At 53.9% G+C, this 13143-nt stretch carries 10 protein-coding genes, 1 other RNA gene and 1 pseudogene; 7 read left to right on the top strand and 5 right to left on the bottom strand.

Annotated elements, in window-relative coordinates:
- Positions 1 to 29 precede the first annotated feature (29 nt).
- The 4 genes from ssrA (at position 30) to ACW9I6_RS00355 (ending at position 3345) form a co-directional block, all read left to right on the top strand.
- Positions 30 to 423: a transfer-messenger RNA gene (ssrA, locus tag ACW9I6_RS00340) on the top strand.
- Positions 424 to 596: 173 nt separating this feature from the next.
- Positions 597 to 1802 (top strand): tyrosine-type recombinase/integrase, encoded by a 1206-nt coding sequence (locus ACW9I6_RS00345; RefSeq protein WP_313629910.1) that lies wholly within the window; start codon positions 597 to 599, stop codon positions 1800 to 1802.
- 458 nt (positions 1803 to 2260) lie between these two features.
- On the top strand, positions 2261 to 2509 hold the full coding sequence (locus ACW9I6_RS00350) for a helix-turn-helix transcriptional regulator (RefSeq protein WP_094989019.1): 249 nt from the start codon (positions 2261 to 2263) through the stop codon (positions 2507 to 2509).
- Positions 2506 to 3345: a helix-turn-helix domain-containing protein gene (locus ACW9I6_RS00355; protein WP_457338637.1), complete on the top strand. Its 840-nt coding sequence runs from the start codon at positions 2506 to 2508 to the stop codon at positions 3343 to 3345. The genes ACW9I6_RS00350 and ACW9I6_RS00355 overlap by 4 nt, the downstream gene beginning before the upstream one ends.
- Positions 3346 to 4194: 849 nt before the next feature.
- On the opposite strand, the gene ACW9I6_RS00360 is transcribed toward ACW9I6_RS00355, so the two are convergent.
- Both ACW9I6_RS00360 and ACW9I6_RS00365 read right to left on the bottom strand, forming a co-directional pair.
- Positions 4195 to 7467 (bottom strand): DEAD/DEAH box helicase, encoded by a 3273-nt coding sequence (locus tag ACW9I6_RS00360; RefSeq protein ID WP_457338638.1) that lies wholly within the window; start codon positions 7465 to 7467, stop codon positions 4195 to 4197.
- A gap of 192 nt (positions 7468 to 7659) precedes the next feature.
- A complete protein-coding gene (locus ACW9I6_RS00365; protein WP_248089660.1) occupies positions 7660 to 8298 on the bottom strand; it encodes a recombinase family protein in 639 nt (212 codons plus the stop codon).
- Between the two features lie 227 nt (positions 8299 to 8525).
- Between ACW9I6_RS00365 and ACW9I6_RS00370 the strand changes: the two genes are divergently transcribed.
- On the top strand, positions 8526 to 9509 hold the full coding sequence (locus tag ACW9I6_RS00370) for an integrase (protein WP_457338639.1): 984 nt from the start codon (positions 8526 to 8528) through the stop codon (positions 9507 to 9509).
- A 527-nt stretch (positions 9510 to 10036) separates the two neighbouring features.
- Positions 10037 to 10402, top strand: a complete 366-nt coding sequence (locus ACW9I6_RS00375; RefSeq protein ID WP_457338640.1) for a hypothetical protein — start codon at positions 10037 to 10039, stop codon at positions 10400 to 10402.
- A 378-nt stretch (positions 10403 to 10780) separates the two neighbouring features.
- Here the strand turns inward: ACW9I6_RS00375 and mobI are convergent, their stop codons facing one another.
- Both mobI and ACW9I6_RS00385 read right to left on the bottom strand, forming a co-directional pair.
- Positions 10781 to 11242, bottom strand: coding sequence for a conjugative transfer protein MobI(A/C) (gene mobI / locus ACW9I6_RS00380; RefSeq protein ID WP_045429914.1), 462 nt, complete (start codon positions 11240 to 11242; stop codon positions 10781 to 10783).
- A gap of 451 nt (positions 11243 to 11693) precedes the next feature.
- Complete coding sequence (locus ACW9I6_RS00385) at positions 11694 to 12488, bottom strand: DUF2971 domain-containing protein (RefSeq protein ID WP_457338641.1); 795 nt, start codon at positions 12486 to 12488, stop codon at positions 11694 to 11696.
- A gap of 152 nt (positions 12489 to 12640) precedes the next feature.
- Here ACW9I6_RS00385 and ACW9I6_RS00390 point away from each other — a divergent pair.
- Positions 12641 to 12814, top strand: a pseudogene (locus ACW9I6_RS00390) (DNA cytosine methyltransferase); the annotation flags it as partial.
- On the opposite strand, the gene ACW9I6_RS00395 reads toward ACW9I6_RS00390, so the two are convergent.
- Positions 12807 to 13061 (bottom strand): hypothetical protein, encoded by a 255-nt coding sequence (locus ACW9I6_RS00395; RefSeq protein WP_457338642.1) that lies wholly within the window; start codon positions 13059 to 13061, stop codon positions 12807 to 12809. The pseudogene ACW9I6_RS00390 and the gene ACW9I6_RS00395 overlap by 8 nt on opposite strands.
- Positions 13062 to 13143 lie beyond the last annotated feature (82 nt).

Consider the following 13143-nt stretch of genomic DNA (forward strand, 5'->3'; position numbering starts at 1 on the left):
CTCACCAAGAAACAACGAGTTACAAGCACGGGGCCGTTTAGGATTCGACGCCGGTTGCGAAACTTTAGGTGCATGCCGAGTTGGTAACAGAACTCGTAAATCCACTGTTGCAACTTCTTATAGTTGCCAATGACGAAACCTACGGGGAATACGCTCTCGCTGCGTAAGCAGCCTTAGCCCTTCCCTCCTGGTACCTTCGGGTCCAGCAATCATCAGGGGATGTCTGTAAACCCAAAGTGATTGTCATATAGAACAGAATCGCCGTGCAGTACGTTGTGGACGAAGCGGCTAAAACTTACACAACTCGCCCAAAGCACCCTGCCCTTCGGGTCGCTGAGGGTTAACTTAATAGAAACGGCTACGCATGTAGTACCGACAGCGGAGTACTGGCGGACGGGGGTTCAAATCCCCCCGGCTCCACCAATTTGTCTTCCCAGGAAGACCCAGAAAAGCCGTAAAGCCTAGAGAAATCAAAGCTTTACGGCTTTTTTCTTGCCCGCGTTTTCCCACCTGCTCCCAGGGCATCCCACGGTTGACGGGGGCATATATGGGGGCATAAAACGCTCATCAGCTCGCTCGGAGAGGATGTGCCCCCAATGCCCCTGAAAGACACCAACTGCCGCAACGCCAAGCCCCAGGACAAGCCCTATCGGCTATACGACGAACAGGGTCTGTACCTTGAAGTGCAGCCCAACGGAGGCCGCTACTGGCGCTTGAAATACCGTTTTCTGGGAAAGGAAAAACGTCTGGCGCTTGGTGTTTATCCTGAGGTCGGCCTACAGGAGGCCCGTCGCAAACGTGATAACGCTCGTGTCCAGCTTGCAAACGGACAAGATCCTTCGCTGCAAAGACGCATGGCCAAGGTGGTCAGCCAACTCGATCACCAACACACCTTTGAATCGGTCGCTAAGCAATGGCTCACCATTCGCGAATCATCCTGGGATCCGGAGTACACCCGCACGGTGTGGCAGCGCCTTGAGCTCAATGCCTACCCCTGGCTGGGAAAACTTCCGATCAGCAGCATCAGCACACCCATGCTGGTCGAAAACCTGCAGCGCATCATCAAGCGCGGTGCTCGCGAGACGGCGCGTCGTGTCGCCCAGATCTACAAACAGATTTTCGAGTTCGCCGAAGCTGCCGGTATCACCCCACCCAACCAAATCGGGAATCTCTCTCGTACGCTCCCAGCCAAACGGGTGAAGCACTTTGCTGCCGTGACCGATCCTGAAAAGCTCGGCGCACTGCTTAAAGCACTGGATAGCTACAGCGGAACGATGCCTGTCTGTTGTGCGTTGAAGTTGGCCCCGTTGCTGTTTTGCCGACCTGGAGACCTTCGACACATGGAATGGTCGGAGGTAAATCTGGATGCGGGCGAATGGTTGATTCCTGGTCACAAGATGAAAGGGCTCACTGTCACCAAACAGGATCGGCCGGATCATTTGGTTCCTCTCAGCCAGCAAGCAATCGCTGTTCTGCGCGAGCTGAAACCACTCACCGGCAGACATCGATACACCTTCCCCTCGGCACGAGGAGGCGACCGGCCGATGTCCAACAATGCCGTACTCAGTGCATTACGCCGCATGGACATCAGCGGCGACGAAATGACTGGGCACGGCTTTCGTGCGACAGCGAGAACCATAGGTGCTGAGGTGTTGGGGTTTCGCCCCGATCTCTTGGAGCATCAGCTTGCTCACACGGTAAAAAATCCACTGGGGCGCGCATACGACCGAACATCATTTCTGCCTGAGCGCCGCGACATGATGCAGCGCTGGTCAGATTACCTAGATGCCCTCAAGGCCTGAGCTCACAACTTGGGCTTGCAATACCAATCTCCGCTCGGTAAAAATCTGGCATTCCCTGGACGCTCCTAGGACTCCGTGGGATCGTCACGCTGCTCCGGTTACGGCGTTAAAAATCCGAAGTCCATCTGCTGTTAGCAAATGGACTTCCCAGCTGCCTCATCGGGGTATCTGTAGCATCTTGCAGGGCCTACCGCGCCTATGCATCTGCAGCAACGCTGCTAAAAACGTGCGGACTCCTATTCCGTACCAGCAGGGTCTCTCCTCTCCCCCACGCCAACGACTCAGCTCCAGCTGTCATCCATCAGCTGTCGCCGGCAATAAAACTCGGAAGCCCTTTGCATGACGGCCTGGCTAACGCCATCTGCATTGCAGCAGGAAAATTCCGAGCGCCATCCCCACACATATGCGTATTGCAGCACCTGAGGATCGCTGCAATGCCACCGCTTGAGCATTGATAAATGTCAGCACGCACTATTACAACTAGCTCTGAGGAGCCGCGCTTCCTTCGCCTGCCCGAGGTTGAGCTCGCGGTCGGGAAAAAGCGATCCACAATCTATCGCGACATAGCAGCGGGAAAATTCCCTGCTCCATATGATCTAGGCAGCAGCAGATCGGTTGGCTGGCTCAGCACGGAGATATCTGCCTGGATCCTGAGCCGCCCGCGTGTGCAGCTCCGCGCCTCTATTTCGACGGAGTGGGAGCAATGAGCAACGAAATAACGCGCGCCATCTGGAAACTCCACGGGATTCCCGCCACTACCAAATTCGTGTTCATCTCACTGGGCGACCAGGCAGATAAAAACGGGCGTTGCTGGCCATCTGTACGTCACACAGCTACACGTACGGGCCTCTCTGAGCGAACCGTTCAGAACGCGATTGCGTGGTTAGTAGATGCGGGGCTAGTCACCAGAAAACTCCGACATGGCCGCTCCTCAATGCTGAGCGTGCACCCTGCAGGATATTCACCACGCAGCACTAACGACTACGCAGCTGAGGACAAACCAGCTGCCAATCCTCTCACCCGCCCCACGCAGGCAGTGCACCCGCACCCCGCAGCAGCTTCACTCATAACCCCCATAGAACCATCAGGTAACCCCCAAACAGCTACAGCGCTCTCCGTCACGGCAATACAGGAGAACACCAATACGACAGTAGCCAGACCCGGGCCGAGACCCACAAATAGCAAAACCTATCTCACCTGGCGTCAGTACGCTGAGGCCTATATCGGGCGCTATGGGGTGTGGCCTGTCTGGAATGGCAAAGCGGCTGGGCAGATTAGTCACCTGATCGACCGACTTGGCCCCGATGAGGCCCCGCCAGTCGCTGCGTTCTACATCGCGATCAATGACGCACGGATTCTGAACAACTGCCACAGCCTGAGCGACCTGCTGGCACGAGCGGAGTCCTACCGAACACAGTGGGCAACTGGACAGCAGATAAATTCGACTACAGCTAGGCAAATGGAGGCAACCCAGGCAAACCTCAATTCAGCGGAGATGGCCAGCCGTATATTCCAAGGGGGAGATCAAAATGCTTTCCTCTGAACAGCAAGCAGCGCTGGCATCCGCCATCTGCGCAACCGCTGAGGCGCTTGGTCAGACGATCAGCCCGACTACCGCGAGAATTTTCGCTCAGGATCTCGTCAAATATCCTGCCGAGGAAATTCGAAGTGCTCTGCTCGCGTGCCGCCGCACATTGACGGGTAGACTGACTCTTGCGGCAATACAACAACAGCTCCACGAACTGGACGGTAGGCCTGAGCCGAACGAGGCATGGGCAATAGCTGTGACGGCGGCGGATGAGGACAACAGCGTTGTCCTCACAGAGGAAGTTCTGCTCGCACTGGGTGCAGCCCGCCCAGTGCTCAACGCAGGGGATGCGGTAGGTGCGAGAATGGCGTTCCTGAACGCCTATCAACGCCTAGTAGCTGACAGCCGCAGTCAGGTAGTTCCTGTCAAATGGCTACTCAGTCAAGGACACGCCGCAGATCGTAGACAGACGGCCATCTCAGATGCTGTGCGTCTAGGACGTATAAGGCCGGCGATAGCCAGCCGTTTGGCTCTGCAGCTAGCGCACACCCCGGAGCCAGGAGGAGCGCTTATGGGCCCTAATACGGCGTCAGAGTCATCACAATCACTACCGCCCAACCACGAGGTCAGAAAACGCCTGGAGTCTCTTCTCAAAATACTGAAGCGGTCTAAATCGCTATCAGTTGCTCCGTGATAGTGCCCGCTCTCCCAACAAACGGGAGGGTAAGTGTCTTGAAGGGTTTGGGGTAAGACGCGTTTTGGCGCATGGCGATCCTTGCGATAAGGCTAATGGTGTCCACGTCATTTCTGTTGGATACCATTGCCTTATTGCAGGGATACTGAAGGTGGGATTGCGGACGGCTACTACTCACTGCATACAATGTCCATATCACACCCTATCGTCTCCTTGAGGTACGCCACAGCAGCTGCCAGCACAAGATTTTGATCAGCGGTACGACTACCCGCAGATAGGCCCGGTTGAACAATGAGAATTTCGGCCTCAATGGGCTTGAAGCGCGCTGTCTTGATCAAATCATTTAGCCTCACCCCATTACCAGCAAGGTAGCGCGTTGGACGGCTTAGAGAGCGCAACCGATCCTCGCGCCCTTGCATGTGCTTGCCGAGCTCAGAAAAGCGCCATTTCCACTTGGCTGACCTAATCGCTTGGGAACAGACCTCCACGACATCCTTCACGCGCTCGCCGGCGGTATCTCCTCCGGAATATTTGCAGTGAATCAGCGCAAGTCGGATACGATCCGACTCCTCCTTGAGACAGACAAGATCCGCAGCCTCACCGGCGCCGTCGTCGTCGAAGACGATATCGAAATCACCCTGAATGAAATGTTGTGCAGCTTTCCACTGGATAGCATCAGCGCGCGCAATGCCGTCCTTCCAGTACGATTCTTTTGTGATGTCGACCCCTGCCCAGTCCCAAGCCTCGAATCGCTCTTCTCCGATTTCAAGATGCCTGGGGTCTTTGGGCTCGATCAGCATATTGCCGTCCAGCTCGCTTAGGTCAACAAACCGCACTAGCGGTGGGTATGAGCTCAGGTATTGGCTGAGCGTTCCTGACGTTCTCCCGATGGTAAGCTCGATTGCGTAACCGCTTGTCTGTGCGACGACGAAGCCTGCCTCTCCACCTACCGTTAAGGTGAATTCGGCAAATTGGCCGTTCTCGTCACAGCTCAGGGCGAACCTCATGCTATCCCCTTGCACATCAAGATATTTCAGGTCGACGAACGTGATAGGAAGGCCGTTTGGTAACGCCGGCGCGGTAAGTACGACCCTGTCTTCTGCAATACCCATAATTTCGGCCGGCCACTCGACCGCAAGTACCCGCCTGTCGCTTGGAAAGGCTGTCACATCTTTTGGAATGAGGACGTTTGCAATGATGTCATCGACAACGATGCTGTCATCGAGAAGTTTGGCACCAGCCGCCGCGCACCAACGAACAAATGCGGGTATGGAACCTTGCTCCCTCGACCAGACCCGCCCTTTATACGAGCAGCCAACAGAAACGCGCTCCCCATTTTCCCAACCGGTGCCACTAACATTGTTCTTAACGGAGCCGCTACGTTCGGCAACACCGAGTGCGATCGCGACGTCGGCCCCTGTGTACATCGCGTAGCTGAGATTACGTCGCCCGTGTTTTTTGACCCCCATATTCTGGAACACAAGGCGGTTTATATGGCCGAGTATTCGAAACATCTGCTCGCCTTGGATCAGATCAGCTTGCCCTGTGACCTGCTCCGCTAGATCGGGGAACAGCGAGCTGTGATCGGTTGAGGAAAGGAAAAGCAATTCGAGTTCCGGATTGTGGTGCAGGACAAAGAGTGTCCACTCACGATCAAGTACACCTTTGGTATTCGTCCAGCGAACCTTGCTTTCAGCACGGGTCACGAAGTAAAGCGTACGCATTTCCCGGTTTAGCCAGACCCCTTCAATGTGAAGATGTTGAGAAAGTCCGTGATGAAAGCGCTCTGGGAAAAACTGTTGGGCCCTGTAAGTTGCCGTACTGAAGACCGGACGAAGCAATTGGGGCGACAGCGATATCTGGGAGTCGCCTTCCTCATCCAGACGTTCGGATGCTTGCAAGAACGCGATCAATTCCCGGTGCTCCCGAACTGCATTGGAGCTAAGCTCGCTCAGCACCTGGTTCCAGTCGGCGTCTTCGCTGTACAGGCGCTCCAGTGAGTGGGCAACGTCCTGGTCGCCAATGTTGGCCACTACCGTCGCCTCACCGATGTCACTCCCCGCCACACGGGTGAACCGCCCGATGAACTGCAGCATGATCGCCAAACTTCGATGACTGTCATGGAGCGCAGCCACTTTGAGCTGAGGCAGATCAAACCCTTCGCCCAACATGTCGACGCAAATCACTACCCTAGACGTCCCTGATCGCAGGTCGGCCAGCCGCGCTTCAGCGTCGCTGATTTTTGAATGAATCAGGATTGGCCGCAACTCAGGCGCGAGCTGTTGGTAAAGACGCTCTACGAAGGTCGCACGGGCGATACTACTGCATCGAGCCATGAGCAGATGATTAAGTCCTGCGTCCAAGTCACGTCGCAGCTTAGCTAACGCTGCCACGGCGATAGCCTGGTCCGCCTGGGTACCACCGCTTGGTTGGTGGACAGGTTCAAAATGTATTGGTTTGAAGTAATCGTCGTGCTGCGCGGCGGCAAGGGGATAGTTGAAAATCACTTTCCCGTCGACGAGTTCGCCATCCCTCCGAAAAGGCGTCGCGGTAAACTGCAAGATGGGCAGCGAGTGAAAGGCTGCTCTCAGCCCACTCCAGGTTTTGGCAGGGACGTGGTGGGCTTCATCCAGTATCAGCGATTTACACCGCTGGGCAATCCCAGCAGCGAGCGGACTATCGGCTTCCACTGCCAGTGAACTGATGGTGGAAACCACCACGTTGCATTGGGTGAATATGTCCAAATCCGCTAGTGTCTTGGGCTTGGATGTGATTAGCCCGACTACCGGATTCATGACGCCGTTTGGCAACACCCCCAAAGCGCGAAGTAGCCCCAGACTCTGAAACTTGTTTGCAGTTTGCTGGCGTAGGAGATCCCAAGGAACGACCACAAGGGTGGGCGATTTACCGTACGCCGTCAGCGTAGCCAGCATAGTTTCTGTTTTGCCCGTGCCGGTAGGCATAACAATCGTTGCGGGCTGTATATCAAGGCTCCAGTGGGCCCCGATAGCAAAGAGCGCGCCCAACTGAGGCGGTCGTAGCCCCTCCTGTCCAATTGGCACTTCACCATTGGAGTCGCGTCGTTCAGCTCGATATGAAAGTTGACTCTGCCAGCTCTCCACCGCGTCAGAGGCGACAGCGGCCCAACTGGATTCGAGAATTCTGGCCTTGAGGTCGATGAGGAGACGATGAGTCCTCCAGACGGCTTTGCCCTCCCGTAGCTGAATGATCCCATCCACGCCGTCGGGCAAAGCGACATTGGGCCGGTCGGTCAGTAGGACACGGCTACCACATTCGAGTAACCACAAGCGTTCCCTGACACGAGGCGAGACATTCACCAAGGTCTCATTGACGACGCGAGTAGTGATGGCTGGCTGTAGCTGATGCCGAATCTTTCCTATAGAACAGCGTTGCTCATAAACCACTGGTGGGAGCACAACCATCAGAATCCTCCTTGAATTACCTTTAGCTGGGTACTGCATAGGGAAAGATTGTAAGCCAGATGGCCTAATGATGGCGCAGCTGACGAATATTCGTATTGATAAGGCTCACTACGCCATCTTGAACAGATAATGCGGACTTTTCCCAAAATAAGGAGCCGTTGGCACCCGACTCATAGTTTGCTTGTCGACATATCAATACAATGACGGGCTGCCACCTGCGGCAGTCGAAGAACTTACCCCACTGTCCGGGATGGGTTGGCCACTACAAGATGATTTCGACGAACCGACGTAGCGGTAAAGCGTTGTTCGAGAAACGCCATACCGTCGAGCTACATCGGTTACCTGTATCTCAGGATCTCTGAGAAGAGCTCGTATCTCACGTACCTGACGATCATCCAGCACAGGCTTGCGCCCACCTTTTCTCCCACGGGCACGAGCCGCAGCCAGTCCTGCACGGGTTCGCTCTCGAATGAGGTTGCGCTCGAACTCAGCCAGGGCAGCGAATACATGAAATATCAGCTTGCCGGCAGCGCTGGTGGTTTCAATTCGTTCGGTTATGGACTCGAAGGCCACCTCTTCCCGCTCCAAGCTACTGACAATCCCAACCAAGTCAGGCAAAGAACGACCGAGGCGGTCCAGTCGCCAGACAACCAGAGTGTCACCACTACGCAGAGCTTTGAGGCAATGCTCCAGCTCCGGCCTATCCGCTGACTTCCCGCTAATGGTCTCTTCGTAAACCACGGAGCACCCAGCCAGGGCAAGTGCATCTCGCTGCAGGTCGAGATTCTGATCATCAGTCGAAACTCGGGCGTACCCAATCCGCTTTCCCATACGTTTTTCTCACACTGATTTTGGTACGGGAAAAATGACAGGAAAGTGGTGAATCCCAAGCCCAAAAGATCATCTGAAATAGACGTGCCATAAACGACCGTTTACGGGATGGATGCGCTCGTCAATTTCAGGCGCTAAATGCGACCGAAAACGAAGCCCAGGATATTTTTTCTCGCTCAACATTTCCTTTAGCAGCTCAGCACCTGAGCTGAATGGAGAAATGACCCATGAAGCAGAGTTTCCACTCACATTTTGATCGGGACTTGACCAAGGCCGGCTCGGCGGTACTCGGGGAGGCAGTCCGACGCGGGCTACTTGGGCAACACGAGGCCATGATCCACGACCAGCAATGGGCGCAGTTCTGTGTTTATGCCAGGGACTCTCATGAGGTGGATATCCTGGAATTCGTCAATAAAAAACTTGTGAGGGAGTACGGGGAAGAGCTGTACATCCAGGCATACCAAGGGAATCTTCCGCAGCAAAACGTAATCGCTCTGCTTGAGACTGTACATTCAGTAATGAGCTTCGCAAGTGATGGACGCTGGAAGGGCTCAGCGGCTGATGCTGGTAGCCGGCTTGGCTTTCCAAGCCATGCACGGATTACGGTACCTCGCGGTCTTGACCGAACTAGGTTTGAAGCCGCGATGGTAGATATTCAGGCTCTCCACTCAGAGCAGCTAGCAACATTGATCAGATTGGTTCGATACCTCGGCATGTCAATGCTAGACGCTTTTTTCTTCGACGCAGAAGATGCTCATAAAGAAGCCGAGGCGGAAAACATCTTTTATGCGTTCAGCAAAGATAAGCGTGAGCATCGGATCATTAATATTTCTGATCCTGAGCAAATTGTCATTCTGGATAAGGCCGCAGCATTTCAAAAACGACATGGCAGCAGGCGCCCGAAGCCTGCAGCTTGGGGTACATGGGAATCAAAGAACCTACCTGCAGCGCAAGAGCTTTTACTTTCTCACGGACTGAACATTGATGACTGTCGCGCAGCATATGCCTGCGAGCTCTACCAGCGGTCGTCTGGTCACCACGCCCCGATTCTTGGAGGAAAAGCACCCGACGATGAGGATCTGGAGGCTCGGAATGACGTCGCCTACGAGTTAGGGCATTTGCATATTTGGGAAACTGATGCGTACGTCGGTGCCAGGGCCTACATGCGGAAAGAGCCTGCAGGCATCGGGCGCAAAGCCGTCACACAGTAGATTTGGGATTCGATCAAAAGCCCCTAACCTTTAGACCTCAAATAAAAGGAGTAAGGGCATGGATCGTTTTGAGCTGCTTGTATATGCCGTGCTTGCCGTCGTCAGTGCGCTGACCATCGCAGGCGCTATTGGCTACATGGTCGCAGCGCGTCTGGACAAAAAGCGTGGCGACGACTGAGTCTTCAGCGGTACGGCCAGCTACCTGCAGCAAACTGCCCGCTGCCTCTTTTGGCAGCGGGCGCTGATCCAAATCCATCGGCAGGGGACCCTACCGCTGCGATACGCAGTATTTTCCCAAGCCTGTGAGGTCATGGGATGACTTCGGAAGGGCTGTCAGTTTCGGCACCCTAGCGAAAGTGAGCAAAACGCCGAAGCGTTTAGATCAGCTACATGCACGCACGCCATGTGGCGAGCTAGCTTGCCCAGCAAGATAAGCTCGTGCGCCGACTCGCTGACAACAGCTGACCTTGGGTTTTCAGGAAGCTACCGGAGAGTGTCTAGCGACCTCATCTATCCGGAGCACCACCATGGAATTTCGTCACCTCGGTAACGGGCAATACTTCCCACCTATTGCACCAAACGGTCGGGTTTACGCTGTACCTCTTGGGCAGGAAACCCAGGTAGAAATTTTTTGCCTGACCCCAGTAGGCATCATGGGCGCGGGCATCCAATCGCACTGGTCAGAAATCGTTGGCTGTTACTACGACGACGAAACATGGGAGATCATCCCGCGCAATTACTCGGGACGAGGAATGCGCTTCCGCAGAGGCCTATCCTGCATCATGGTGATCGCAGGCAATGAGGCCCTCACGACACACATCCAGGGCTACACCATCCCCATGTGCGTAATTAACCGCATTGCATTCGAGCAGCAGCGTGGCAGTGAGAGATAGCGCGTTACCGCCACCACCCGCTACGCGACACAGGTACCAGCTGGAACGGCACCTACCAATGTTTATTTTATGAAAGTGAAGCCTTTCACTACTAATACAAACGAAAGCTGGCCGGCTGACTAGGTCGTAAGCGTCGCTGCTAATAGCAAATACGGCCTCCGCCCCCGCCGCATGGGCCTGCTGGCTGACAACGAGTAGATTTAGCGCCCTACACTGCTTATAGCCCGAACCCGTCGCCTTCCCTGATCAAGCGCAGCAATATATCTCGCCATAGTTCACTGCTGATACGAGAAAGCCCCGCCAGACCAAGCTGCACGGGGCTTTCGGGATTTACAATCGGGTCAAATCTGTTCGGCACTGCTTATAGGTACTCAGCCGCTACCCTGCCGAATAGAGGTCGCCATGATTAAGCGCTTGGTATCTAGACAGCTTCTTCTCATAAGCGACCAACGTCCGACGTAGCTGACGATTCTCGCTCGCAACGCGGCGAATCTCCGCAAGCCGCCCCTCAACTTGCAGAACGAGGTGACGGTATGGATATTCAACAAACTCAAACGAGGAAGCCGGGTATTTATGTTTGCCATTCCCCTTGGCAATAGTCAGGGGCGCGAATTTGTTTTTTTGTCCTTGCAGCGGCACCAGTTTGCACCAGTAGATCGAATACGCATTCGGGCTCACCTGCTTGATTGATACGCCGGCCACAACAGATTTGACCCCGGTCTTTTTGTACAGCTTCATGGACGTATCCACATAGCTTGCTACCAAGCATCTCGCGTCCGTAAGCAGCTGCTCGTACTGCTGATCCAGCAGGGTGACTATCGTTTGTGCTTCTTTGCTCATGACGAAGGCTCTCTTCTTTGTAAGAGCCAAATGGTGACCGATCGCTGAGCACCCGGGATTCGATTTCAGACCGTTCTACCGTCGGAAATCTACGGAAAGTGGGCGGACTGGCTCAGGCTGTGACCCAGCTTCGCATCAGATGACCGACGGATGACGACATGTCAGTCGCAGAAAAACATAACGTGCAAAGGATGCACGATAGATGACGACGGCAGCCTTGACCCTGTGCGAAACAAGGTCGACATGTTAGAAGCAGATGACAGCGAGCGGGCGTGTATCCCTACCAAGCTGCAACTGGCCAATTTCTGCCAGTTACGAAAGGCAGAAATCGGCCAGAAGCGGTCGCTCATACGCATATGATTTCGCTGTGCCTTACGGTAAGGTTTTGTATATTTTATTAAACTAATAAATTGATTTTCAATCTTCGCTGAGACGAACATGCCAGACAAACTCAAGTGGCGTCTTCTATTTTTGAATAAATGGGGGCCAGATCAGAAATTAGTGATGACTGCCTAACTCTATCCCCAATGCCAAATTGTGTAGCAACTGCTTTAGTCGCCTTGACATAAGATCCGCTGCAGTATGGGGAAACAACAATCTCATCGATCATAGAAGAGAAGTCTATAAGAGCCAAGTGCGGCTTATAAGTGTCAGGCTCGTCTATTTTAGCATCTTTAATTTGCATATATGCTCTGATTTCTCTTTCATGTGCATATGAGTGTCTCTTGTAAATTGGGTCAAGTAGTACATTTTGAGCCTGAGCCCCCATTACGGCTTTATAATCCTCCGGCGTAACCCTAGTGTAATTTACGTATAATACCCTTGCTATTCTTCCATCAAATTCGTTACCAAGTGCTTTTGCGAGCTTGCCCACAGTTGTGCGGATTGCTATCGCCTTCCCAGCATCACCATATATCCTCCACATCGCTTCTGATTCTTCATCACCTTGATACCAGCAGGACACAACTCGCGAGTGAAATAGTCTTTCAGCAAATACTTTGAAGTTGTTGATATCTTTCGACTTGCTGGTGTCATGGGAAAAATACATAGAAGGTGGACATTGATTCTTGACTTGCCTGAGTACGACGGGTGGGGGGTACCCCTCATATGGATCGCTTTTACTGTATGCACCCAAGCCAGTCATAAATAACGCTTTATCATCGAATATATTAATAAGCCTATCCAGGGTCATGTAGCGCCAGATGGTTTCTTTACCCGATAAATTGCCCACTAGAGTCGCTGGCATTTCCCCTCCTAAAGATTTTTTTGATTGTTCTAATAGATCAAACTACGGAGTTTTGTGCAAGCCTCTTACCCATAGTGATCTGCCAATGATTTTCTAAGCGAACTCGAGTGACTGCTTTTGGCCATGCCGGTGGCGACGGGCGGCTTTCGGTTGAATGCGAGCGCCTACAGGGTATGGCCGACGACTACACCCTGATCCCCTGGCGCGGCAAGCCTGCCAGCGAATGCCCCGACGGCCCCCGCTATAAGGCGATCGACAACAGCAAGGCCGTTACCGTGGTTCGCTGGATCGGCCGGCGCCTTCTACAACAACTCGGGGTCAACTAGAAAAAAGCTGGTGGTAGGCGATTTCAGCCTTGGAAATTACTGCAGGCAATTCTGCTGCGATGAAGCCATTAATGCACGCCCTGGTTTTTGGCACGTTGAATCGACTACCTCGATCCCTCATCTCGGCCAGCACAGTTACTGAAATTAGATACTTCCCACAGTCCGGGCATTCGACATCCCTGAACTCGCCTACTGAATACCGCTCGTTGCCCTTACCGCCGCAGATAACACATACGTAATTATCCATCACCACCTCCGTTTGGCTGATCGCTGAACTGTAGCTGATCCCTTCCGAAACTCCACCGCCCGGGCATGGCCCGGCAAGGAAC

It is taken from the genome of Pseudomonas sp. SDO5522_S412 (assembly GCF_054071215.1).

Bases quoted from the DNA above. Each gene is read 5' to 3' on its own strand.
- ACW9I6_RS00395 (WP_457338642.1), bottom strand. From the start codon at position 13,061: ATGGATAATTACGTATGTGTTATCTGCGGCGGTAAGGGCAACGAGCGG.
- ACW9I6_RS00365 (WP_248089660.1), bottom strand. From the start codon at position 8,298: ATGGGAAAGCGGATTGGGTACGCCCGAGTTTCGACTGATGATCAGAAT.
- ACW9I6_RS00370 (WP_457338639.1), top strand. From the start codon at position 8,526: ATGAAGCAGAGTTTCCACTCACATTTTGATCGGGACTTGACCAAGGCC.
- mobI (WP_045429914.1), bottom strand. From the start codon at position 11,242: ATGAGCAAAGAAGCACAAACGATAGTCACCCTGCTGGATCAGCAGTAC.
- ACW9I6_RS00375 (WP_457338640.1), top strand. From the start codon at position 10,037: ATGGAATTTCGTCACCTCGGTAACGGGCAATACTTCCCACCTATTGCA.
- ACW9I6_RS00385 (WP_457338641.1), bottom strand. From the start codon at position 12,488: ATGCCAGCGACTCTAGTGGGCAATTTATCGGGTAAAGAAACCATCTGG.
- ACW9I6_RS00345 (WP_313629910.1), top strand. From the start codon at position 597: ATGCCCCTGAAAGACACCAACTGCCGCAACGCCAAGCCCCAGGACAAG.
- ACW9I6_RS00355 (WP_457338637.1), top strand. From the start codon at position 2,506: ATGAGCAACGAAATAACGCGCGCCATCTGGAAACTCCACGGGATTCCC.
- ACW9I6_RS00360 (WP_457338638.1), bottom strand. From the start codon at position 7,467: ATGGTTGTGCTCCCACCAGTGGTTTATGAGCAACGCTGTTCTATAGGA.
- ACW9I6_RS00350 (WP_094989019.1), top strand. From the start codon at position 2,261: ATGTCAGCACGCACTATTACAACTAGCTCTGAGGAGCCGCGCTTCCTT.